Annotated in this window: 26 protein-coding genes; 17 read left to right on the forward strand and 9 right to left on the reverse strand. The window is 35.6% G+C overall.

The window, feature by feature from the left end:
• Positions 1-31: 31 nt before the first annotated feature.
• Positions 32-943 carry a COX15/CtaA family protein gene (locus KD050_RS16960; protein ID WP_305080224.1) on the reverse strand — a complete coding sequence of 304 codons (912 nt, stop codon included), beginning with the start codon at positions 941-943 and terminating at the stop codon, positions 32-34.
• Between the two features lie 321 nt (positions 944-1264).
• Here KD050_RS16960 and cyoE point away from each other — a divergent pair, with 321 nt between their 5' ends.
• The 7 genes from cyoE to KD050_RS16995 all read left to right on the forward strand — a co-directional run bounded on the left by cyoE (position 1265) and on the right by KD050_RS16995 (position 8154).
• Positions 1265-2188, forward strand: a complete 924-nt coding sequence (cyoE, locus tag KD050_RS16965; protein ID WP_211893506.1) for a heme o synthase — start codon at positions 1265-1267, stop codon at positions 2186-2188.
• A gap of 99 nt (positions 2189-2287) precedes the next feature.
• Positions 2288-3370, forward strand: coding sequence for a cytochrome c oxidase subunit II (gene coxB, locus KD050_RS16970; RefSeq protein ID WP_211893507.1), 1083 nt, complete (start codon positions 2288-2290; stop codon positions 3368-3370).
• A gap of 34 nt (positions 3371-3404) precedes the next feature.
• On the forward strand, positions 3405-5267 hold the full coding sequence (locus tag KD050_RS16975; RefSeq protein ID WP_211893508.1) for a cytochrome c oxidase subunit I: 1863 nt from the start codon (positions 3405-3407) through the stop codon (positions 5265-5267).
• 2 nt (positions 5268-5269) lie between these two features.
• Positions 5270-5896, forward strand: coding sequence for a cytochrome (ubi)quinol oxidase subunit III (locus tag KD050_RS16980; RefSeq protein ID WP_211893509.1), 627 nt, complete (start codon positions 5270-5272; stop codon positions 5894-5896).
• Between the two features lies 1 nt (position 5897).
• On the forward strand, positions 5898-6233 hold the full coding sequence (gene ctaF / locus KD050_RS16985) for a cytochrome c oxidase subunit IVB (protein ID WP_211893510.1): 336 nt from the start codon (positions 5898-5900) through the stop codon (positions 6231-6233).
• Positions 6234-6749: 516 nt separating this feature from the next.
• Positions 6750-7661: a cytochrome c oxidase assembly factor CtaG gene (ctaG, locus tag KD050_RS16990; protein ID WP_211893511.1), complete on the forward strand. Its 912-nt coding sequence runs from the start codon at positions 6750-6752 to the stop codon at positions 7659-7661.
• Between the two features lie 31 nt (positions 7662-7692).
• On the forward strand, positions 7693-8154 hold the full coding sequence (locus KD050_RS16995) for a DUF420 domain-containing protein (RefSeq protein ID WP_211893512.1): 462 nt from the start codon (positions 7693-7695) through the stop codon (positions 8152-8154).
• A gap of 82 nt (positions 8155-8236) precedes the next feature.
• On the opposite strand, the gene ytvI is transcribed toward KD050_RS16995, so the two are convergent.
• Both ytvI and KD050_RS17005 read right to left on the reverse strand, forming a co-directional pair.
• Positions 8237-9301 (reverse strand): sporulation integral membrane protein YtvI, encoded by a 1065-nt coding sequence (ytvI, locus tag KD050_RS17000; RefSeq protein WP_211893513.1) that lies wholly within the window; start codon positions 9299-9301, stop codon positions 8237-8239.
• 104 nt (positions 9302-9405) lie between these two features.
• The gene (locus tag KD050_RS17005) at positions 9406-9771 is read right to left on the reverse strand and encodes a YugN family protein (RefSeq protein WP_211893514.1); all 366 of its coding nucleotides are present in this window, start codon (positions 9769-9771) and stop codon (positions 9406-9408) included.
• Positions 9772-9923: 152 nt separating this feature from the next.
• Here KD050_RS17005 and KD050_RS17010 point away from each other — a divergent pair, with 152 nt between their 5' ends.
• On the forward strand, positions 9924-11012 hold the full coding sequence (locus tag KD050_RS17010; protein ID WP_211893515.1) for a CAP domain-containing protein: 1089 nt from the start codon (positions 9924-9926) through the stop codon (positions 11010-11012).
• Here the strand turns inward: KD050_RS17010 and KD050_RS17015 are convergent, their stop codons facing one another.
• Positions 11013-11744, reverse strand: a complete 732-nt coding sequence (locus KD050_RS17015; RefSeq protein WP_370627131.1) for an amino acid kinase family protein — start codon at positions 11742-11744, stop codon at positions 11013-11015.
• A 177-nt stretch (positions 11745-11921) separates the two neighbouring features.
• Here KD050_RS17015 and KD050_RS17020 point away from each other — a divergent pair, with 177 nt between their 5' ends.
• Complete coding sequence (locus KD050_RS17020) at positions 11922-13313, forward strand: UDP-N-acetylmuramoyl-L-alanyl-D-glutamate--2,6-diaminopimelate ligase (RefSeq protein WP_235753846.1); 1392 nt, start codon at positions 11922-11924, stop codon at positions 13311-13313.
• On the opposite strand, the gene KD050_RS17025 is transcribed toward KD050_RS17020, so the two are convergent.
• A complete protein-coding gene (locus KD050_RS17025) occupies positions 13262-13759 on the reverse strand; it encodes a PaaI family thioesterase (RefSeq protein ID WP_211893518.1) in 498 nt (165 codons plus the stop codon). The two genes, KD050_RS17020 and KD050_RS17025, sit on opposite strands and share 52 nt — an antisense overlap.
• 82 nt (positions 13760-13841) lie before the next feature.
• Here KD050_RS17025 and KD050_RS17030 point away from each other — a divergent pair, with 82 nt between their 5' ends.
• Positions 13842-14291: a YlbF/YmcA family competence regulator gene (locus tag KD050_RS17030; protein WP_211893519.1), complete on the forward strand. Its 450-nt coding sequence runs from the start codon at positions 13842-13844 to the stop codon at positions 14289-14291.
• Positions 14292-14853: 562 nt separating this feature from the next.
• On the opposite strand, the gene KD050_RS17035 is transcribed toward KD050_RS17030, so the two are convergent.
• Positions 14854-15756 carry a glycerophosphodiester phosphodiesterase family protein gene (locus tag KD050_RS17035; protein WP_211893520.1) on the reverse strand — a complete coding sequence of 301 codons (903 nt, stop codon included), beginning with the start codon at positions 15754-15756 and terminating at the stop codon, positions 14854-14856.
• Between the two features lie 200 nt (positions 15757-15956).
• Here KD050_RS17035 and KD050_RS17040 point away from each other — a divergent pair, with 200 nt between their 5' ends.
• Complete coding sequence (locus tag KD050_RS17040; protein ID WP_211893521.1) at positions 15957-16229, forward strand: YlbG family protein; 273 nt, start codon at positions 15957-15959, stop codon at positions 16227-16229.
• Positions 16230-16235: 6 nt separating this feature from the next.
• Here KD050_RS17040 and KD050_RS17045 read toward each other — a convergent pair whose 3' ends face one another.
• Positions 16236-16622: a DUF7147 family protein gene (locus KD050_RS17045; RefSeq protein WP_211893522.1), complete on the reverse strand. Its 387-nt coding sequence runs from the start codon at positions 16620-16622 to the stop codon at positions 16236-16238.
• A 53-nt stretch (positions 16623-16675) separates the two neighbouring features.
• Between KD050_RS17045 and KD050_RS17050 the strand changes: the two genes are divergently transcribed.
• The 3 genes from KD050_RS17050 to coaD are packed head-to-tail and all read left to right on the forward strand — an operon-like array spanning position 16676 to position 19163.
• The gene (locus KD050_RS17050; protein WP_211893523.1) at positions 16676-18094 is read left to right on the forward strand and encodes a hypothetical protein; all 1419 of its coding nucleotides are present in this window, start codon (positions 16676-16678) and stop codon (positions 18092-18094) included.
• A gap of 15 nt (positions 18095-18109) precedes the next feature.
• Complete coding sequence (gene rsmD, locus KD050_RS17055; protein ID WP_211893524.1) at positions 18110-18676, forward strand: 16S rRNA (guanine(966)-N(2))-methyltransferase RsmD; 567 nt, start codon at positions 18110-18112, stop codon at positions 18674-18676.
• 1 nt (position 18677) lies between these two features.
• Positions 18678-19163, forward strand: coding sequence for a pantetheine-phosphate adenylyltransferase (gene coaD / locus KD050_RS17060; protein WP_211893525.1), 486 nt, complete (start codon positions 18678-18680; stop codon positions 19161-19163).
• A 734-nt stretch (positions 19164-19897) separates the two neighbouring features.
• Here the strand turns inward: coaD and KD050_RS17065 are convergent.
• Complete coding sequence (locus KD050_RS17065; RefSeq protein ID WP_211893526.1) at positions 19898-20773, reverse strand: hypothetical protein; 876 nt, start codon at positions 20771-20773, stop codon at positions 19898-19900.
• Positions 20774-20869: 96 nt separating this feature from the next.
• On the opposite strand from KD050_RS17065, the gene KD050_RS17070 reads away from it, so the two are divergent.
• Positions 20870-21916 (forward strand): SepM family pheromone-processing serine protease, encoded by a 1047-nt coding sequence (locus KD050_RS17070; RefSeq protein ID WP_211893527.1) that lies wholly within the window; start codon positions 20870-20872, stop codon positions 21914-21916.
• A gap of 1 nt (position 21917) precedes the next feature.
• On the opposite strand, the gene KD050_RS17075 is transcribed toward KD050_RS17070, so the two are convergent.
• Positions 21918-23135: a nucleotidyltransferase gene (locus KD050_RS17075; RefSeq protein ID WP_211893528.1), complete on the reverse strand. Its 1218-nt coding sequence runs from the start codon at positions 23133-23135 to the stop codon at positions 21918-21920.
• Positions 23136-23259: 124 nt separating this feature from the next.
• Between KD050_RS17075 and KD050_RS17080 the strand changes: the two genes are divergently transcribed.
• Both KD050_RS17080 and rpmF read left to right on the forward strand, forming a co-directional pair.
• A complete protein-coding gene (locus KD050_RS17080; RefSeq protein ID WP_211893529.1) occupies positions 23260-23799 on the forward strand; it encodes a YceD family protein in 540 nt (179 codons plus the stop codon).
• 24 nt (positions 23800-23823) lie between these two features.
• Positions 23824-23997, forward strand: a complete 174-nt coding sequence (rpmF, locus tag KD050_RS17085; protein WP_090562877.1) for a 50S ribosomal protein L32 — start codon at positions 23824-23826, stop codon at positions 23995-23997.
• Positions 23998-24075: the final 78 nt, after the last annotated feature.

The raw sequence follows: 24075 nt of genomic DNA on the forward strand, positions 1-24075 counted from the left end.
AGACATTCTTGTCTGACAGCCTTTACTCTGTTTAGTCGTTCAATTTACTTCTGGATAATAATAGAATCATATAACATAACAAACCGAATAATAAGGATATAAACAACGAATGCAGTAAAGCTATATAAAGATTTAGTTTAGTCAACACGACTAACATGCCGGTAATTACCTGGCAGGAAACTAATATTAAAGAGATGGTCCATCCCCAGTAAATTGCCCGTTGCCCTTTATAATTCCGCATTACGTGAATTGCTATGATTAAAATCCAAATAAATATTAATCCTGCAGCAGCCCGATGCCCCATTTGTACCCACTCATATAAATTAGAAGGGAGAGCAAATTGGTCATTATTACATAATGGCCAGTCATTACATATAAGACTAGATTCGGTATGTCGAACTAATGCACCAGTGTAAACGACAATATAAGAATAAAGTGTTACACCAATTGTATGGAATTTTAATGTTTTGCCGATTCTGATTTTATCTGTATCAAACTTCCGGTCAATCTCAAAAACTAACAAGGTTAGTAATAAAACGGAAGCGAAGGAGATAAGAGATATCCCGAAATGAAGGGCCAATATAAAATCGCCTTGTCCCCATTTTACCTGTGCCGCTCCTATCAATGCTTGAGCGACTAAGAAAAATACCGCCATTGCCGATAAGAATTTAGTTTCTCGAACATGTCCAAGTGCCTTCCATGCCCAAACTGCTAGTGCGACGATTAATATACCAACAGCCCCTGTAACTAAACGGTGTGAGAATTCAATCAATACTTCAGCTGTGATTACATCGGGTATAAGTTGTCCGTTACAGCCCGGCCAGTGTCTACCGCAACCCATACCACTATCGGTTTTAGTAACTAATGCTCCTCCTAAAAGAATGAGCAGCATACCAACTGTAGATGCAACAGCTAACCATTTTAAATTTTTATGAATATGCAATACGCCACCTACTTTATGTATCTTGCTCGTCTTAAAAGACGGTATCTGCTTTTTGATGATATCGAATCACGGCGAAAAATACAATGTATAACCTTTAAACTAATAGGTAGAGTAATTGTTTTTCACAAATTGTTCATAAATTCGTACTCGAACATTCACAAACAATCTGCGTAAATGCTTTACTATTGATATGTTCTAAGTATATTAATGAGTATCTCAACTATTTATGCGAAAATTATCATTAACTGTAGAAATTACTAAAGATTTTCGTTATAGTAAAAGGTAGCGGAATATGCTTACAACTTTGAAAGGAGGGGCAGCATGTCAAATGGTCATTCAATAACCGCAACTAATGAGACTGAAACTGAACAGGTAAACACTACATTTTTTCAAGATTTTCTTTCGCTCATTAAAATAGGTATAGTCAATTCTAACTTATTCACAACATTTGCTGGTATGTGGCTAGCATTTCAATTTACTGATCGAAACTTTCTTAGAGAGTTAGACATATTATTTTATACGCTTATAGGGTCCGGATTGATTATCGCAGGTTCTGCAGCTATGAATAATTTTATCGATCGTGATATAGATCCTGTCATGAAGAGCAAAAAAGGAAGACCAACAGTTACTGGACGGTTTAGTCCATCAGCCGTGCTAATAACTTCTTTTTCACTAATGATTGTAGGTGAAATATTATTATTTTTGGCCTCTACTTCAGCTGGAGTTTGGGGACTAGCAGGAATCGTCAGTTACGTTGTGTTATACTCGATGTGGTCTAAACGAAAACATGTGAGTAACACAATAGTAGGTAGTATATCCGGTGCAATCCCACCGGTGATTGGATGGGCAGCTGTTGAACCTAGTTTAGGTTTTGGAGCACTAGCTTTATTCTTGATCATGTTTGCATGGCAACCTCCACATTTTTATGCACTTGCGATGAAGCGTACGGAAGAATATCGTGCTGCAAATATTCCAATGCTACCTGTAGTAAAAGGTTTTAAACGTACAAAAGTGTCTATACTTTTATGGATTCTACTATTATTCCCATTACCATTTTTATTAATGGAATTAGGGGTAATATTTGTTGTTTTGGCAACGGCACTTAATCTGGGGTGGTTATACTTCTCCATTAAAGGTTTCCGTGCAAAGGATGATATCAAATGGGCAACAGGAATGTTCATATATTCCTTAAACTATATGACGATATTATTCGTAGCTATAATTATTTTTTCTATCTTTATTTAATTGCTGGAATTCTTTCTTTAGTCAACAAGAATTCATATAAACAGAACCACAGTCCAAAGAAACATGAAAACAACTATGAAAGAGGGGTTTGATTTAGCTATGATGAGAGGGCTTAAAAAATGGCGACTTTTTTCACTGTTAGCAGCTCTAACGATTTTCTTATCGGGTTGTGGCGAAGAATACTTATCAACGCTTACACCTGCAGGACAAGTCGGAAGAGATCAATTTAACTTGTTATTACTATCTTCTGCTATTATGGCTTTAGTTATTATTGTAGTAGTAATTATTTATGTTATTGCTCTAGTGAAATTCCGTCGTAAAAAAGTTGGGGAAGATGTTATTCCTAAACAAGTAGAAGGAAGTCATACGCTTGAGATAATATGGACAGTTATTCCAATATTACTGTTAATCGTCCTTGCTATTCCAACTGTTTATTATACTTATAAACATGCTGATGTAGCTGCGATGGATCAAGTAGATGAAGAAGGAAACAAAACAAATGTAACAGTAAATGTTAAAGCAAGTCTTTATTGGTGGGAATTTGAATATCCGGATTTAGGAATTGTTACTGCTCAAGAATTAGTAGTACCTACGGATGAAAAAGTCTATTTCAATTTAAAAGCTGCTGATGTGAAACACTCATTCTGGATTCCTACAGCTGGCGGTAAAATGGATACAAACGTCGAAAACGTTAACCAATTCTATTTAGAATTTGATGATGCATCTGCTAGTTTAGAACAAGGTGTGTTCTATGGTAAATGTGCGGAATTATGTGGTCCGTCACATGCTCTAATGGATTTCAAAGTTAAAACATTAGAACGAGAAGACTTTAATAATTGGGTTGAATCAATGAAAACTTCTGAACATGTTGCAGAAGGCGAACTTGCAACTCAAGGAGAAGAAATTTTCAATACTAGCTGTATCGCTTGTCACGCAACTTCAGGTGCTGGTTCTACCGGCGGAATGGGACCAAACTTAGCTTCATTTGGTGATCGTAATCGTGTTGCTGGATTTATGTCTCATGATGAAGAAAGCTTGAAAAAATGGATTAATGATCCTCAAGAATACAAACCAGGTAACTTAATGCCTCAGCCAGAAACTATTAATGATGGCAAAAAGTTTAGTGAAGATCAATTAGATGCTCTTGCAGCATATCTAATGGGACTATCTGTAGAAAAATAAGTTCCACAGATAAATTATGAGGGAGGTTAAAGTTGTGAGTTCTATCGCAAAGAAAAAAGGCTTTGGCGCAACTCTATGGGACTATTTAACAACAGTAGACCATAAAAAAATTGCAGTCATGTACCTTGCTGCCGGCGGTTTGTTCTTCGTAATCGGTGGTATCGAAGCAATGCTTATTCGAATTCAATTAGCAAAACCAGATAATGATTTTGTTAGTGCGGGTCTATTTAACGAAATTATAACAATGCATGGTACAACTATGATATTCCTTGCAGCCATGCCTATATTATTTGGATTTATGAACGCAGTCATGCCACTTCAAATTGGTGCACGTGACGTAGCGTTTCCATTTCTAAATGCACTTGGTTTTTGGTTATTCTTGTTTGGTGGTATTTTCCTTAACCTATCTTGGTTTATGGGAGGAGCACCTGACGCAGGATGGACTTCTTATGCATCATTATCATTAGCATCACCTGGTCATGGTATTGACTTTTATGCTCTTGGGCTACAGATAGCCGGTGCAGGTACTTATATTGGAGGTATTAACTTCCTTGTAACAATTATTAATATGCGCGCTCCAGGTATGACTTACATGCGTATGCCATTGTTTACCTGGACTACATTTGTAGCTAGTGCACTGATTTTATTTGCATTCCCACCACTTACTATTGGATTATTCTTCTTAATCTTTGACCGTATGTTCGGTGGTAACTTCTTTGATCATACAATGGGTGGTAATACGATTATTTGGGAGCATTTATTCTGGATTTTCGGGCATCCTGAAGTATATATATTAATATTACCTGCTTTTGGTATATTCTCAGAAATATTCGCCTTATTCGCACGTAAACGTTTATTTGGATACTCATCCATGGTTTTTGCAACTGTATTAATCGGTTTCTTAGGATTCATGGTTTGGGCTCACCATATGTTTACAGTTGGTTTAGGACCAACAGCCAATGCTATTTTCGCAGTTGCTACTATGGCAATCGCTGTTCCAACAGGTATGAAAATCTTTAACTGGCTGCTTACAATTTGGGGCGGAAGTATTAAAGTTACGACTCCAATGCTATATGCGTTAGGTTTCATCCCTTCATTCGTAGCGGGTGGGGTAACAGGTATTATGCAAGCAGCAGCTCCGCTTGATTACCAATTACATGATTCGTACTTTATCGTTGCCCATTTCCACTATGTAATAGTTGGAGGAGTAGTGCTAGCAATTTTAGCAGCAGTACACTTATATTGGCCGTTAATGTTCAATCAAATGTTAAGTGAAACATTAGGTAAATGGACGTTCTGGTTCTTCTTTATTGGTTTCCACTGTACGTTCTTTATACAGCATTTCTTAGGACTTATGGGTATGCCTCGTCGCGTATTTACTTTCGGAGCAGACCAAGGTTGGGATACTTTCAACTTAATCAGTTCTATAGGTGCTATATTAATGGCAATTGGTGTAATTATACTAGTGATTAACATCATCATTACAGCTGTTAAGAATGAAAAAGTTGGAAATGACCCTTGGGAAGATGGACGTACATTGGAGTGGGCTATTCCACAACCAATCCCGTTCTATAACTTTAAACAAACGCCACTTGTTCGTGGATTAGATACTTTCTGGATTGAAAAACAAGAAGGTAACAAAGAAGGTATGACATATGCAGAACCACTTTCTGATATACATATGCCAAACAATTCTTTCATTCCTTTTGTTATGACAATTGGTTTGTTTATCGCAGCCTTTGGAGCACTATACAATGGTGAAAAAGATTGGGCAGTTCCAGTCATTGTTTTAGGTTTAGCAATTACAATTGGTTCTATGGCTGTTCGTTCGATTAAAGACGATCATGGATTTCATGTTCACAAAGAAGATTTAATGAATGATGAAGGGGGTAAATAATTATGGACTTTAATAAAAAGTACACCCCACAAACTTGGCCAGATCATCCTGAGCAAGTTACTTTAGAAGGTAAGAATAAATTTTTAGGATTTTGGTTATTTCTAGGTGGAGAAACTGTACTATTTGCAAGTTTGTTTGCTACTTATTTAGCATTAAAAAACAAAGGCCCAAGTGGTATGACGTTCTCAACAGATACCCTTTTTGAATTACCTTTAGTATTTGTTATGACGATGTTATTATTAACTTCGTCATTAACAAGTGTTTATGCAATGTATCACATGAAAAATCATAATTTCAGAGGTATGCAAACTTGGTTAGCTATAACTGTTCTTTTAGGATTAGCTTTCTTAGGTTTAGAAATTTATGAGTTTAATCACTACGTACATTTAGGTTTTACTTATGGACAAAGTGCTTTCTCGTCTGCATTCTTTACGCTTGTAGGTACTCATGGACTGCACGTAGTAATTGGACTAGGATGGATTATTCTATTGATGTTACGCAATGCAAAACGTGGATTTAGTTTGTATAATGCACCAAAATATTATACTGCTTCCCTATACTGGCATTTTATTGATGTAGTGTGGGTATTCATCTTTACAGTAGTATACTTGATGGGAGTTGTTGGTTAATATGTCACACGACGCTCAAGTTTATATGAGATCACAAACAGAATTTGAATATATTAAGCAAAAACGTAAAAAAGATATGCGTAACCAAGTTACAACATTTGCGATTATGATATTCTTAACATTAATTGCTTTTACTGCTGTAGCTGCTGGTTTTTCCGTATATTTAATAGTTCCAGTTATTTTGTTGCTTGCTGGAGTTCAAGTAGTATTACAGCTTTACTACTTCATGCATATGAGTGAAAAAAATCATCAGGTGGCTGCATTTTTCTTATATAGCGCTTGTTTGATAGCATTCACATTTATCTTAACTTTCCTTACAATTATTTGGTGGGGTTAAACAATTTAAAGCCGAGACAAAGTTAAACACTTTGTCTCGGCTTTTTTTAGGTAAGAAAGTATATGAAAATGTCCTATGAACATTGAGATCATGGTAATTTAACAAGTGAAAAGTATTGGAGATTTTCGTTCCGAGTCGTTTATAATGCTTCATCTGTCTCCCTAATCCCGTCGAAGACACTGCCTTTCACTTACTATCAAGTGAGTAGTACTTGTAAGGTGTCAAGAGCCATTTAAATACCATTTTCATAGCGATTCAGAATTAGTTTTTTTTAATACTAGTGTCAATTTTAACATTCCTCTATCAAAAAATGGTTGAAAGAGAGTTTATGCTTTTAAGTGAACGTAACGTAGAGGGGATGGATCTGTTAGAAAGTTGCCTTTAAGAGGGGTGTTTGTACATATTACAAGTCAATAGAGACATCTTGAAATACTTAATTGTCATAGTTCGTTCATTGAAGTTATTGGGCTTGACCTATATAATAAAGGAAGTTACCAAAAAGGAGCGATGATACTTATGCCTATAAGTATATTTGGATTCCAAGCATTGTGGAGCCCTGTTATGATTGGAGTATTAGTGTTTTTAACTATTTTATATTTTTTAATAACAGTCAAATGGCGAAATGACTTTAAAGTATCAGAGCCACTGAAAAAGAAAGAGGCAGCTTACTTTCTAGTCAGCATAGTTCTTTTATATATTGTAAAGGGTTCACCTGTGGATTTAATGGCACATATTATGTTTTCATTTCATATGGTCCAGATGGCTCTTTTACTATTATTAGTTCCGCCGCTACTAATGAAGGGGATACCGTGGTGGGTATGGAAAGCTGTAATAGAATTGCCAGCAGTTCGTAAGGTTTTTCCAGTACTAACAAAGCCATTACTTTCTCTAATTGTCTTCTCGGGATTGTTTTCCTTTTACCACATCCCTTTATTTTTCGATTATATCAAATTGGATGAAGGATTACATGGAACGTACACGTTTATTTTATTCCTATCAGCGCTTTTCATGTGGTGGTCTATCGTTGATATAGAGGGAGTTAGTCAACGTTTGCATGGGTTAAAAAAAATTGGCTTCATTATTGGAAGTGCAGTTTTAATAACTCCTGCATGTGCTCTAATTATCTTCACTGGAACACCTTTGTATGATACGTACACAAATTCAGATGCATGGTTGAAAGCTATGGAGCTATGTGTTCCAGCAAGTACATTAGCTGGACTATCATTAAGCGGACCTGAATTATTTTCTAATATGTCACCTATCGATGACCAGCAATTAGGTGGGATACTGATGAAAATTGTACAAGAGATAATTTATGCAGTATTCTTAATGTCTATTTTCTTTAAATGGTATAAAAATGAGCAGGACAACGCGGAAGAAATTACACAAAAAGCTCTAGATGATTTGAAAGTACAAGCTAATCTTTAAACTTAATAAAGTAATTCGAGGAGAATGATTGATGAATTTACCCGTTCTACCAACTATAAGTACATTTTTTATCGTATTAAGTGCTGTTCTAGTAGCGATTGGTTGGGCACTCATAAAACAAAAGAAAATTGAAGCCCATAAAAAAACAATGATTGCAGCTGCAATTTCAGCATTAATATTTTTCATCATTTATGCATCACGAACTATTTTCATCGGGAATACAGCTTTTGGTGGACCAGCAGATATTAAAATTTACTATACAGTCTTTTTAATATTCCATATTACATTAGCAACGACTGGTGCTGTTTTTGGATTGGTAACTCTATATTTAGGGTATAAAAATAATATTCAAAAGCATCGTAAAATTGGACCAATCACAAGTGTTATATGGTTTTTTGTCGCTATTACAGGTGTTGCTGTTTATTTACTGTTATACGTATTTTATACTGGTGGAGAAACAACATCGGTTATCAAAGCAATAATCGGTGGATAAAACAAATAAAAAGCCAATACTCTAAAGGAACTCATTCCAAAAGAGCATTGGCTTTTTATTGTATTTTTAATATAGATCATATTCAAATTTTAAAGTTAAGTTTTAACATTCCTGATTCTTTAGCAGTTATAAAAATAATAACTACAAGAGGACCTATCATAAATCCGATGAATCCGAAAAGCTTTGCCCCTATAAACATGGCTATTAAGATAGCTAGGGGAGATATACCCATTTGAGAACCCATCAACTTAGGTTCCACAGCTCTACGTATTACTAATAATACTACTGCTAATATAGTTAACTTGGTTCCCATTACCATATCACCTGTTAAATAATGATAAATAGCCCAAGGCGCTAAAACAGCGATGGAACCCAATATAGGAATAATATCGATAATCCAAATGACAATAGCCATTATCAAAGCATATTTTGGCGTGATTATTAGCAAAAGACCGATGAATGAGGCACCCAAAATAATGAAACTTGCAATAATCTGAGCTTTCATAAATCCAATAGCCACTTTCTTTATACTAGCAAACATAAAACGTACTTTACTCGCAGTATTATCAGACAAATAATGAAAAAATTTAACTTGTAAATTCTGCAAATCTAACATAAATAAAAAAAGAGCAATAATAAACACTATAAAACTAACTAAAAAGTTCGGTATATTCGTCAAAAGTGCAGAAATATTACTGTAACTGAGAATATCTAGGAGGGCATCTCTCATACTTACTAAAGTAGAATCAAATTTATTTTGAATCGATTCGACAACTTCTTTTGGGAGACCTTCTGTATATTTAAATAAGCTATTTTGCATATCGATCCATAACCCTGTCCAGCTATTTATATATGTAGGAATGGTCTGTGATGTATAAATGAGTTGGCTAAAAAGTTTTGTAATCACTAGGTACAATAGTCCGGAAATGACGCTTATAAAAAGAACAAAGTTAGTTATGACAGCAGGTTTACGTTTCCATTTAAACGTTTTTTGAGTGAACTTGACGACTGGCTCCATAATAATAGCTGTTAATAAAGCGAGTATAATAGGAATAGATACTGGAAGTATGAAGATAGCTAATAATAAGAGCATAACGGATAGAACAAAATATTTAATATATTCCTTTTTAAAAAAATTTAAGACCATTGTATGCTCCTTTCTTCACGCTTATTAATAGTATAGACAAGTTTGTAATTTTTGAACAGAAAAAACGCAAGAGAATGAAACTCTTGCGTTTTAGGATTTTCCTATTATGCGTGAATTTCAAAAGCAGCTAATTCAGCTTTTACAGCAGCTAATGTTTGTTCACTTGATTTTAGAAGATGTTTTGGGAAAACTTCATTTTCACCATATTCAACACCATGCGGGTAATAGTGTTTCCCTATAACCGGTTTTAAAAGAGTAATGTTTGCATCGTGTGCACCTACATCACCATCTTTTGTAAAGCCAAATACTCGAAGATAAAATGTACCTTCTTTTATCACATACTTCTTATCATAAGTTACGCGTTCATAATCCCATTGACCTGCACGAACTAAACCTTGTTTTTTCATAAGATCATCTAATATATTTAGATCAATGACAGTGTTTTCTATACCAGTGTTTTCGAAATACATTGAATTGTCCTCCTTCACGTTCATACTCCAAATAGAATCTGTTCCTATTAATATTAATTCAAATTTGATAATGTTGCAATGGTAACATTGTGTCTTTCTAGCTAACCTTTGGTATAATAGGAGAAATGATGGGAGAATAAGGAGAAAAAGCTATGATGAATAATCTAATCCGAATTGTTATTGCTATAGCTATAGTACTAGTAATATTTATATATTTTGATAATCCTGTACATGAAAATGAGCTAATTACTGGTTCAAATAATACAGGACAGGTAATTCCAGATACTTCTTCAGAAACGGTGGAAGTCGAGACGGTATTTACACGTCCGAAGGTAGGAATCTCAACATTAGTAGGAGGTTCGACCCAAGCAGTTATTGAATTGTTAGGGAAACCCGCTCGGACCGAACCATCGGCATTTGGATATGAGTGGTGGGTATACAATAAATCTCTTACGACCTATTTGTTAATCGGAGTAGAAGATGATAAAGTAACACAAGCCTTTGCTGCAGGGGCTAACGTAGAAGTTGCTCCTTATAAGATTGGTCAGGACTTAGATGAAATTTATCGATTTACGATAGTGCAATCTGAAATTACATTTTCTATAGATTCAAATACTTATACTTTTTCTCTTTCGGAAGAAGATATAGACAATAGAATATTAGTTCAGTTTGATAATTTATTTGCTATGTTATATATAGATTCAGAAAGTCGACAGCTAGAGGCAGTTAGATATACAGATCCTAAAACTATTTTACTGCATAAGCCATATGACATTCTATATAATGGAGTCATGGTTGAAACTAAAACTCCTGACTCCCTCTTCCAAGCTGCAATAGACCGTGCAAATGAGAGACAGATATTTGAACTCACAAATGTATATCGTTATCGTAACAACCTCCGATTACTTGTTTCAGATAATGAATTGCAAAATATTGCGATGGAGAATAGCGAAGAAATGGCCAAAAATAATATTGTTGTCAATGAAAAATTTGAAGTATCTAAGTTTAGTGATCAATTAAAAGAGTCCTCAATTGAATTTTCGAGTGCCGCTGGAAATACTGCCGCTTTTTATTTTGATGCGGGAGAAGCTGTAAATGGTTGGTTGAATTCTAAAGATCACCGAGAAATCTTATTAGGTCAAGATTATACACATACTGGTATTGGTGTATATGGTAGCTATTATACGCAAAACTTCATTGAACGAATAGCTGTAAATACTACAAAAGAAATTCCTCAATAATTAGTTGGAGACAAAGGTACCTTCACTATCTTGATATAAAGATCGGATATGCAAAGGGACTTGATGAAGAGCAGCAAATGTGGCTGCTCTTTTTTGTATGACTTCGACAGGCTCATCAATCTTTTCTTGAAGTTCCTCATAGGTCATAAAAGGAATGAGTTCCACGTTCTTGCTAGTAAACGGATCTGAAGTCATGATACCAGGGACGTCTTTGTAAAATTCAACTAAGTCAGCATTTAAATAATAGCCATAAACTACGGCAGTTAAATCGCTACCACCTCTACCTAATGTTGTGAAATTGTGCGTACTCTCTGAGACACCTTGAAAACCTGGGACGATGACGCATTGGAAATTTTCAAATGCTTGATGTACAGTGCTTAAATCTACTTTTTTAATAAGTGCATTTCCATACGTATCGTTCGTAATAATGCCGGCGTTTTTACCATACAGAAGGGTAGAAGATACTCCCTCTGCTTTTAGTTCTGTTGTTAATACAGAACTTGATATCAACTCTCCGCATGCCGAGAGCAAATCGGTTTCAATGCTATTGTCGGGGAAAGGAATCAAATCCAATAGCGTATCGGTAGCATAGGGTTTCCCCCTTCTTCCCATTGCGGAAACAACAACAAGCACCTTTTGATGGGTATTAATTGCTTGCTGGATTCGCTGTATTACTAATTGTCTGTTCTGATGATTTTGCATGGCGATACCGCCAAATTTTTGAACAATCATAATCTCAACCACTCTATTCGTGACATTTCAAACACTCCGTTCATACGATACAGGGAATTCATTTTACTGTATGCGATTTTACAAGAATGGTGTAGGGAGTGTGTTACTATTTATCCGTTAAATGAACTTTTAAAAGGATTAACATATAGTGTAATTGGCAACTTTTCACTATGTCGTATGAGCAGAATCGTAAATTTTTCAAAGCAGGTTAAAGAAGGGGATATATTTATCTCCGAAAAAAATAATCGTCGCATTTTAGATGAAGCGATTCAACTAGGGGCGATTGCAGTTGTGTCAGATGTTTTTATAGCTGATTGTAGTATTCCACAAGTTATTATTCCTTCTGAAATGGAACGATTAAAGGAGCGAATTGGTAAAAAAACCTATGAATTATATGGAAAGAAAGTGAAGACAGTAGCGATAACTGGAACAAATGGTAAAACGACAGTCGCTTTTTTCGTTGGTCAATTACTCATGCAACAAAGGAAATCGGTTTGTGTAATCGGGACATTAGGCGTGTTTATAAACGGACAGCGGTTGGAACAAAATTTCCGCAATAATACAACATTACCATTCTATGATTTTATACAAATAGTACATTATTGTTATGAGCATTCCATTGAGTTCATCATTTTAGAGGCATCTTCGCAAGGATTATTGGACAATCGCTTGGGGAACTATCCGATAGATATTGGAGTGTTCTTGAATATTGGAAAAGATCATCTTGAATTTCATGGGGGGATGGTCCCCTACAAAAAATCAAAGGAATTACTCGTACCACTATGTACCAAACTAGTAGTAAATGCAGATGATGAATGGTGTAGAACAGTCGCTCAAAATTCTTTTTTACCTATTATAAGCTTTGGTTTAGATGCTCGTAACACGGTTGTGTTTCAACAGAAAAACGACAATGAAGATGAAATAATGTATAAATTTAAAGTAAAGAATGAAGAAATAGAAGTACAAATGAGGAATAGTGGATTTTATAATGGGATGAACCTCGCTGCTGCACTTGCTTCTTTATGGGCTTTGAACATCCCAGTTCAAAACATAAAACCTCTTAGCCTTCCAACAGGAAGATTTCAACATGTGGATAACGATAAAGGGATTAAAGTGCTAATTGACTACGCACATACACCAGATGCCTTGGAAGCCTGCCTTTCAACTATTAAATCCTTTGCAAAAAAAAATATATACGTTGTATTTGGTTGTGGAGGAAATAGAGATAAGAAAAAACGAAACGAGATGGGAAAGGTAGCTACAGCTTTTGCAACACAAGCTATAATCACCTCCGATAATCCACGAAATGAGAATCCATTAGATATTATTAAAGAGATTGTAAGAGGATTGGATAACAAGAAGTTTCGAATAGAATCCGATCGTAAACAGGCCATTATTTATGCACTACAAATGGCAGAAGCAGGGGATATCGTATTAATAGCAGGAAAGGGACATGAGCAAGAGCAAATTTTACATGACCTTGTAGTCCCTTTTTCTGATCGTGATGTAGTCAATGCTTATTTTGCAGAAGAGGGAGGATTAATCACAAAGAATGATCCCGTAGCATAAGCTATTTTTCTTCCGTCAGGTTGTGTTACGGTGCATTCCATTACTATTGTTTGACGACCTTTATGTAAGTATTTAGCAGTTGCAATTAACGTTTTTTCCGTTGAAGACTTAACATAATGAATTGTCATATTCGTTGTAACTGCACCCTTGCCTTCTGGGTGTAGATCCTTGTTTATCAAAAATCCCATTGCGTTATCAGAAAGTGTAGCGATAATCCCGCCATGAGGCATATTAAAACTATTATATGCGATTGGAGTTATTGGCATTGTGACGATGCATTGATCTTGTTCATACTGAGTATCCATTTGAAATACAGCATTTAAATATGTAGGTACCTTGTTTTGTTGTTTTTGCTGAATCGCATTTAGAAAATCATTTACTAAGTTTAGTTCTTGTTCAGATGCCTGCGCTGTTACTGTTTCAAATAAATTTTGTAGTTTGTTCATTATTTTCTCCTTACAATAAGTTAATAGTTTGGCATTTATTTTTACTTTTCTGGTATGATTAACAGGATTGGAGGTTAATCAAATGATTATGACAAACGAATGGGTCGATATAATGGACCAATCGGATATATTATGTACTATGATTCTTTCCTCTGAACAATTTTACCAATACTTAGATGCACATCGTGCTGTATATACAGATACATCTTTAGTAAGTGAGGTTAATAGCTTCACTAGGCTAAAGGAGCAATACGAAGAGGTTCAACGTTTCGGGAAATACCATCCTGATTATTCGAAGGTTATGAAAGACATCCGAGTAACTAAACGAAAATTGGATATGGTAGATGCAGTGGCCAACTTGAAGGTCGCTGAGAACGAATTGCAGGACCTACTGGACGAAGTGAGCTTGTTAATTGGTAAATCTGTTTCAGAAGGTGTTAAAGTTCCTGTTAGTAACCCATTTTTTGCTTCCGCTGGCTCTAGCTGTGGAAGTGGATGCGGTACAGGTGGATCTTGTTCTTGTTCTGCCTAAGACTAAAATGATTGGATGTGTGCAAAAACTGCACACATCTTTTTTTAAAAGACAATTATATGCATTACGGGGCTTCGAACCCTGTGTTCATAGTACTCTATTGTATTAAACGTTACTGCTGATTTCCGTTTCAGGCGGACGCTTTCCGCGGGGTGAGCGATGAGCCATCACGTCGCTACGCTTCGTTGTGATGTCTCATCTGTCTCACTCATCCCGCTGGAGTCGCCACCTTTCACTACAATCAATGAAGTGAGTAATATACAACAAGAAGAACTAGCATAGCCTGTCGCTAAGCCGATTGGATTATTCAAAGTTAATGAAGTGATACTACCAACCTGTAATCCTTGTTACCCTAAACATTAGTTTATTGGAGCGCAGGCGGCGACTCCAGCGGGAACAGCACGAGCTGAAAGCCCCGCAGGAACGCAGTGACGAGGAGATTGAAGCCGTGCCCGCGGAAAGCGTCCGCCTTGCGCGAAAATCAAAGTTGTTCGAATTTTATTGAAATTCACTTGATTAAAAATTGACTCAGATAGCTGAATCTCGCTTCTTCTTATTGTTATTAATCTAATTTTAGAACTTCCATCGCTAAATCTGGTCGATCTGTAATTATACCTTTTGCACCGTTGCTAATAAGTTTTTTCATAGTCTCTGGGTCATCGATTGTCCAATAGTGAACAGGGATATTTAATGAATTTAAAAATTTTATAAACCCTGGATTATCAAGTGGGAATACATTTGATCTTACAGGAATCTGAAAAACATCTGCCTTTGGATGATATAAGTGTTTAAATTGACTCGTGTATGCTGCGTACGCTTTTCTTACTTCCTTTTCACTCGCACCTAGTGCAACAGAGTTTTGTGCATATAAGTTAAAACGATCGAGTTGATCATCATAGAAACTAGCAACCACTACGCGATCAAATGCTTGGTGTTCTTCTAAAAGTCTCCAAAGTTTGGAAGGCATTAAACTACCTTCATAAGTTTGAGGTGCATCCTTCATATCCATGTTGATAAGCATCTGTGGATATGAATTTAGTAATTCTCCTAAAGTAATAATTTTTTCTCCACAGTTTTTATAAGATGTGGCTCCTTCTACATCCAAAAAATGATGTCCAAGGTCCGCTTCTTTTAATTCCGCTAATGTATAATCGGATACCTTACCGGTAAAGTTAGTAACTCTGTTCAACTCTTCATCATGAAATACTATTATCTCTTCATCTTTTGTTAGTCTTATATCGATTTCAAAACCATGTACCCCAAGTTTTGCAGCCTGTTCGAATGCAGAAGGAGAACATTCTGGAGCAAGTGCTGATCCTCCGCGATGAGCCAATATAATAGGTTGTTCGTATTCCAATGCTTTTTTAGTCAGTCGACTTTGAGGCTTGGAAAGTGCTTTAGTACTAGCCCACGCTGCACCTGCTGCGGCTGCAAACGCGAAAGCAACATTTGATTTTTTACCCATCAATCAATTCCTCCTTTTTAGAGTGAAATGTATTTTTATAAAAATACATTTCACTTATTTTCTATTATTTTTCCCGTATATTTTATTTGCTAAAGTTATTTTCTTATTATAGCCAAAGTACACAAAACTGTCAGCTAGTTGTTGTTGCTAACAAATTCCTCCATATGTTATTCTTGAGAGTAAGAAATGAGGGGAAAAGTATGACAGAAAGACAAGGACTAATTGTCTATGTGCATCATTTAAAACAAGCTAAATCCTTGCGCAAGTTTGGTCACGTTCATTATATTTCTAAAAGACAAAAATATGTCGTATTATATTGTGATCAAGATCAAATCGACGTAGCCAAACAAAAGATGAACAAACTGCCTTATGTCAAGGAAATTTTAGAGTCCTATAGACCATTTTTGAAAACAGAATTTGAAAATAGTAAACCAGATAAAGCAAAAGAATACGATTATAAAATTGGACTATAAATAAGCCTATTGTAGCGGTGGTATTAAATTATTTAAACGTAAAATACCAATTATATACTGATAATATAAATTTACATCCACATAGACGGAAGAATGTTTTATATCGACTTTAATGGGTTGGATTGATAACTCGTTTAAAACTTCTTTAAATATTGTGAGTCTTTTTGGCTCATGTTGGGTTTCTACTATACCCTCTCGGCATATATATATAGGAAAAAAATTTGCAGTATTTACTGGTTTAAGTGCAATTGCGATGGAAAAATAGGTTATATTGTCTTTAGTTGAAGTAAAAATAAATGCTTGGTGTATACGTTCTTTGTTTACCCTTGCAAGTTCACAAAGTTCGTAAATATCGCCATAACCTTCGCCTAGTTCTATAAAACGTTGAATCAATTGAAAACACTTCCTTTCTCATATATCTTACCACTTTGTTGGAGGACAATTCTATGAAATTTGTTTTAAGTTTTTTATGCCTATTCCTTGTTGTTACTAATAGTGTTTTACTTTTGTTTCAATATGATGCTTACTCTTCTGGATTAGAAGAGGAGGGACAAGTATTCTTTTATGAACAAGAAGTGGAAATGAAAGTAAAGAAGGATAAGATTGTTATTAAACAACATTTTAACGATATGCCAAAGGAAGAAGTTACTGTATCGTGGCCGATTATAAGTGAAAATAGAAGCTGTGAATTGGATACTAGTGAAAGTTGCAACCGCCTAACTGAAGATATGTCTACGTTTAAAGCAGGAGAGAATTCTAAACAGAGTATTTCCTATGAAATACCTTTAGAAGATGGTTTAATAGATGGTCAATTAATCCAAAATTTCCTAGTTAAACTGGAAACAGGAGGTGTCTCGCTCACTTCACTTCATATTACGGATGAAATGAAAAGAGGGGGTATGTGGGTATCCGGATTACCTGTAATCGGTAAAACTTCTCTTGAGTTAATCGATTATACACTTTCTCTTGGTGCCGGAGATGTACAAGAATTATATTGGCAGCAAGAGGTATTACCGATTCAATATGAAGATGATTACTTCACTATATATGCTTCTAACACTTTACCGGATGAAATTACTAACTTACTCGGGGAGTTAGATTTTACTAATAACGAACATTTAGCAGTACTTTTTGAGGGAAATAGGAATAATATTGATGCTTCTCGTATTGTATTTATACAAAATGAGGAAATTGCTTCAATACAACAGGAGCTAATCATTAAGAATATACAAGCTCAATATGATTTATCTCAAGATGATCAGCTGATTGCAGAGGTTTTAAGTAGCTTTTTGTTGAAAATACCTGTCGGTTCAGCGAAGTCCATTTGGATGTATGAAACGGTAAATAATTATTTAACACCCGAACAACGAGTGGAGTTTCAAACTGCTTTACTAAACAATAACAAAACAACTGCAGCGAAATTTGATGAGATATTGACAGATATTATCGATTTAAAAACTTCCTTCTTCGTGTTGAATGAACAAGCAGGAGCAGAGAACTTCCCACTATTATTTGAAGACTATAGACCTGTATATATCAATGAGCTACATTATGAAGAGATGAAAGTTCTATTTAAGGATGGCAAAGTTTTATATGCGGCTGAACCATTATTAAGTAACATAGGATATACATTTAATGACACAGACAAGGGCTTATATGTTCAAAATGCTACGAGAGCATTTCGTTTTCCTATTCAAGAACCATTCTATGTATTGAATAAAAAAAGGTATGATGCGTTATCTGAACCATTTGAAGTTATTGGATCACAATTATATATTGAAGAAGCGTGGATGATACGTTTGTTTTTATTGAATATTGAAAAACAAGACAAACGTATTAATATTACACAATCCGCACTATTTTAGGATTGGAGTGTAGAGATGAGAGTTATATCAGGTTCGAGAAAAGGACTGCCATTAAAAGCAGTCCCTGGGATGAATACACGACCTACAACAGATAAAGTAAAAGAGTCCATATTTAATATGATTGGTCCCTACTTTGATGGTGGTATTGCCGTTGACCTGTTTGCAGGCAGCGGTAATTTAGGGATCGAATCCTTGAGTAGAGGTATTGATAAATGTGTTTTTATCGAAAAAGACCCAAAAGCTGTGCAAACTATTAAAGATAATTTGACGAAGTGTCGTCTAGAGGACTCAGGTGAAATATTCAAAGCTGATGCGACAAGAGCAGTTAAAGCTTTTGAGAAAAGAGAGCTTAAAATTGACCTGTTATTTGTAGATCCACCATATAACAAATTAATGTATTACGAATTAGTACAATCATTAGTTGATAAAGGATGTATGAGTGATACTGCGATTATTGTTTGTGAACACGAGAAAAATGTCACACTTGAAAAATCCTATGGTGACTTTGAATTAGTGAAAAAAGAGATATATGGCGGTACGGTTATCTCTATTTATCGTTGCCTTAAAGAAGAGGGGAATTAAATTGGGAAAAATAGCTGTAGTGCCAGGTACTTTTGATCCGATAACTAATGGTCATCTAGATATTATTAATCGAGGGGCGTCCATTTTTGGAGAGGTTTTTGTCGTTGTTTTGAACAATTCTTCCAAAAATCCCCTTTTCTCCGTTGAGGAAAGAATGCAATTGATCATAGATGCTACTTCACATTTACCAAATGTCAAGGTTCAAACATTTTCCGGCTTATTGATAGATTATGTTGAAAGTGTAAATGCCAGTGTTATTATTCGTGGTTTACGTGCTGTCTCTGACTTTGAGTATGAAATGCAAATTACGTCTATGAATCGTGTACTAAATGATAAAATAGAAACATTTTTTATCATGACCAAAAATCAATACTCTTTCCTAAGTTCGAGTATCGTAAAAGAAGTAGCTAGGTATGGTGGTAAAATAGAGGAACTTGTTCCGCCTCATGTGGAGAGAGCATTAAAAGAAAAATATAATACATACTAATCAAACTAGAGAACCTTGCCAATGGCGAGGTTCTTTTTGAAAGATAAGCAAGTATATAAAAATGTAGCGCGAAAACTGGGTTCACGGAAATTTCAAGAATGAATAATCCTGCTGATTTCCGTTACATGTGGCCCTTTCCACGGGCGAGGCGGAGCATCCTCAGGCTATCAGGACGTTGGTCACGAAGGCGTTGCGATCGTGAGGTGGCGCTCTTAGCCAGTGTTCCTTTGAAACGCTACCTGCGGGGTCTCTACTTTCTCGCATATCTCGCTGAAGTTGCCACATTCCTCTACAATCAAAATAGGGAGTAGTGCTCTACTATGTGGTTTGGCAAAGCATATTGCTTAGATGATAAGATTTCCCTTATTAACTAGCGCTTATTTCATCATGATTTTTTATCCTATAATACTCGTTTATTTAGCTGATACTATTTACAATTATCCGTTTTTATAAGGGAAACGTTTGTTGATTGGAGCGCAGGGCGACTACTCCAGTGGGAACAGCGAGCTGAAGACCCTGGACTGAGCGGAGCGGAAATCAACGGCATATCTGGGTTTTTGTTCTTAGAGAACCAGGCGTTTTTTTGTCCGGTGTTCTACGAATATTGAAAACTTCTACTTGCCTTGGTAGGAGTTTATTGCGTTACATTCGAATTTACTTGCTTACAAGCTCTATATTTGCGAAACGGAAAATTCATCCGTTTTCACTCTCTATCCTGTGAGTATTACCCGCAACTATAAGAAAAACAATATCGGAATGATAAGAATATGAAGAAAGCGGAAAAGGATATATTTACGGATAGGAATATTTGCTTTCTGAGCAAGTACGATTATTTGCATATGAATACTTATGCCACTAAAAGCAATAATAATTGCAACTACAAAAGGTAAAAACGTGGAGCCTGATAACATTTCCCCGGCTAAGCTAATCCCGCCAGTCATTTCGAAAAGAGACGCTACAAAAACAAGTAGAATAGGTGAAATATTAGGTAGAATTTCTTTGACGGATTCAAATACGATAAAGCTTACTGTAGTGAAAAATATGACAGTAGTTCCAATTAGCAATAATATTTGATAGGTCTCTTTAATACTTTCTTGGAACGGTGAATCAGAAACCTTTTGAACATGCGTGTTTTCATGGATAGGCGGAGATAAAATGATAAATACTAATAAAAACACTAAATTCACCGCATGAATAATAAGTAAAAGTTTAATGCCCGCAATTTCAGCGTGGAAGATCTCAATCCCGACAAACCCAATAACAAACATTGGACTAGGGGCATGGCATATTGCAAGCAACCAACTAGCATTACTCTTATTTAAAGTACCTAGATCTTTTAAAGAAGCTATAACAGCAGCACCACTAGGAAACCCACCTATAGCACTTAATAAATAGACATTAAAATACATTTTAAATTTATTCGACGTATTTAAAAACGAGTTTTGAGAACGTATAAACATTTGCGTTATTACTAAATAGGGTAGTAAGTAAGGTAGTAGAGCAGTTGTGAAAATCCTCATTCCTTCTACTGCACCTTTATGTGCAATGCCGGGCTGTAAAAATAAAAGGATAATAAGTGCCCAGCTTCCAATCGTTATCAGTCTATGCATGAAAAATTCATCCTTTGTTCACATATATTTTGTCAGAAAAAAAGGGAAGTGATAAACTAATATTCAAATGTGTTATAGAAAGAGAGGGATATTTTGATGAAGAAGAGAAATCCTATAATCCTTCTTTTCATAGTAGTGATAGTTTTGGCATTAGGTTTCTATCCAATGGAATCTTATATTTCTAAACCAGGTGGTGCATACGAGCTGGATCCATTTGTAAAAGTAGATGGTGGGGATCAGGATGACGAAGGTACATTGAGTCTCCTAACGATAGCCCTTGCAAAAGCTACGCCTCTTACATACGCCTATGCCAAAATTACGGATAGTCAAAAAATTTACAAAGCAAATGAAATTCGTCAGGAAGATGAAGATGAAAAGGAATATAATGTTCGTCAATTAAAGCTTATGTCTAATTCTCAATTTAATGCTATTTCAGTTGCATTTAACCGAGCAAATATGCCTTATACTATATCAAATAACGGAATATTTATTTTTAATGTAGTGGATGAAGGTGCAGCTGATGGAATATTAGAGGCCGGAGATAAAATTTTACAAATGGATGATATCGATGATCTAACTGAAGAGTCTATTAGAGCCTATCTAGCTGACAAAACAGAAGGGGATATTATTCATTTAAAGGTTGAGCGTGATGGAGAACAGCTGAATAAAGAAGTTTCCCTTAAAACAATCCCTGGAGTGCTTGAAAAGCCAGGAATCGGTATTAGTTACACTGCGGATAAAAAAGTTGAAACAACTCCAGAAGTGCATATTAACTCCGAAGATATTGGCGGACCGTCTGCGGGGCTTATGTTCACTTTAGAAATTTTGAATCAGTTATTACCAGAAGATATAACCAAGGGTTATAAAATAGCAGGAACTGGTGAAATGGGACCAGATGGAACAGTAGGTAGAATTGGAGGGATAGATTTAAAAGTAATAGCTGCAGACAATAAAGACATGGAAATAATGTTCGCTCCTGACGATGATATTGATCCTACTGTTTTGGCAAATAACCCTGGACTAACGTCTAATTATGAAGAAGCCTTAAAATCTGCAAGAAAAATAGGTACGAAAATGAAAATCGTACCTGTGAAAACGATTGATGATGCTCTTGCTTATTTAGATCAATTAGAGCCCAAGTAGTCTATTCTTGAATAATAGGAGCAATGCGAAAATCACTGCCAACCATGCTTTGACCATACGAAGACTGTAACCCTAAGTAATATAGGTCAGCGGTTTTAATATCTAATTGCAACTGTTTATCATTTTTACTTGCTGCTACTCTACTTATAAGTGGGAGCTGCAAGTCTTTTTTTATGCTCTGTAAATAAGCTTGTCCATTCCTGTTCATTGCTAAAGGTCTAATATAAGTGGGAAAATGGATATTTCGTAATTGGTTCCAAGTAAAATCTGTATAAATATGTGTTAGCATTCGTTGAATCCTTGTCCAAGTAAAGCGTTTTGATTTTATTTGTTGCATAAATGATTCAAAATTAGAATGTGCCATTGCAGATTTCCAAATAGCATTTTCCATCCCTTCGGTAATCTCTGCTATTTGTGCTAACCTTTCCTTAGTTGAGCGAAGTATGAGTAATCGTAATGTCGGATAAAACTGATCCCAGCTACCAAAAGAATAGTTAGTACTTTCCCATTCCTTTAGGCCATTTAAGCTCGTATTAGGCATGTAAGTATTTACTTCTGAGAGCTTTTGACCTTCAAATAGTAATTTTCGAATTCCAGTTGCACTTGCTATAGTTTCGGTATTGCTAGCGTCATCATGATAATTTGCAATGACACGTTGAATTGTCTCTGGCTGAATATTACTATTTAAAAGGTTTGCAGCCTGTATGTAATGGTAACCTAATATATTATTTGGTTTGGATAGATCTACTAAAGGGGCAGTAGTGGCTTTAGAAATTTCATTGTACGCTTCATTTAATGCTTTAGGATAACTGATACCCTTTTTCATATAATTTGCAATGGCTGTATTATATTCGTCTTTTTTGGTTGATAATAGATTATATGTTTGTTGAAATGCTTCTAATGATCCTTCTTCACTACCGAAACAAAAGGAATGACATTTCAAAGCATCTAATAAGAAAATAGCGCCTTTTGCAAAATCACTTGCTTGGGCTGTAGCAAATGCATAAGGAAGTTCAATTACTAAGTCAACACCCGCAGCAATTGCCATTTTTGAGCGAGTCCATTTATCAACAAGGGCTGGTTCTCCCCGTTGAAGAAAGTTACCAGACATGACGGCAATGACTATATCGCTATTCGTTTTTACACGAGTTTGCTGTAAGTGATGCAAATGACCGTTATGAAATGGATTATATTCTACAACAATTCCAGTTGCTTTCATCTTTAAATCAAATCCTTTCCTTAATGCAAGTATAATGTTAAACTAATGTAGTGACAAGAAATTATCTTGACATCTAAAATCAGTCATTATATAATCAACTTTGTTGTCTTGAGGTGATAATCGTATGAAATGGGCAATTCATCAGCTATCTAAATATCGTGAGAACGGACTAACTTTAGATGAATTCGTGGAACTCGAAAACGTGAAGAAGCGGAACCAGGACGTTCGAAGGATTTCACCCGTTCACGTAAAAGGGCACTGTACATTTGGTGCAGCGCAAATGACTTGTCACTTTCAGCTTTCAGGGACTCTTATTTTACCATGTGCACGCACGTGGGAAGATGTAGAATTTCCATTTGAGATCGAATCTGATGAAATCTTCAACTGGTCTGAAACAGCACTCGCTTCTGCAAGAGCATATGATAATTTTCATGTTGTAGAAGGTGATGTTATTAATGTAGACCCAGTTCTAGAAGAATTAATTCTTTTAGAAATTCCAATGCAAGTGTATAAAGAAGGTGCAGACCAATTTAGACATGAGGGTGGAACTGGTTGGAGTTATACAACAGACGAAGAACTCAAAGAAATGCAGGAAGATGAACAACCAAAAGTAGATCCAAGACTTGCTGATTTAGCAAAGTATTTTGATCAAACAGACGAATAATAGATCTGTAAGGAGGTGCCACCTATGGCAGTACCAGCTAGAAGAACTTCTAAAACTGTAAAAAGAAAACGTCGTACACATTTTAAATTATCCGTACCTGGTATGGTTGCTTGTTCAAATTGTGGTGAAATGAAATTGGCTCACCGTATTTGTAAATCTTGCGGTCAATACAAAGGGAAAGAAGTATTGAGCAAATAATTCAGTATTTGTTCCTTAAAAGACTACCAAAGAGACCATGGCTCTTTGGTAGTCTTTTTCTCTATATTCATTTTCTAA

Source organism: Psychrobacillus sp. INOP01 (assembly GCF_018140925.1).
Classification (GTDB): domain Bacteria; phylum Bacillota; class Bacilli; order Bacillales_A; family Planococcaceae; genus Psychrobacillus.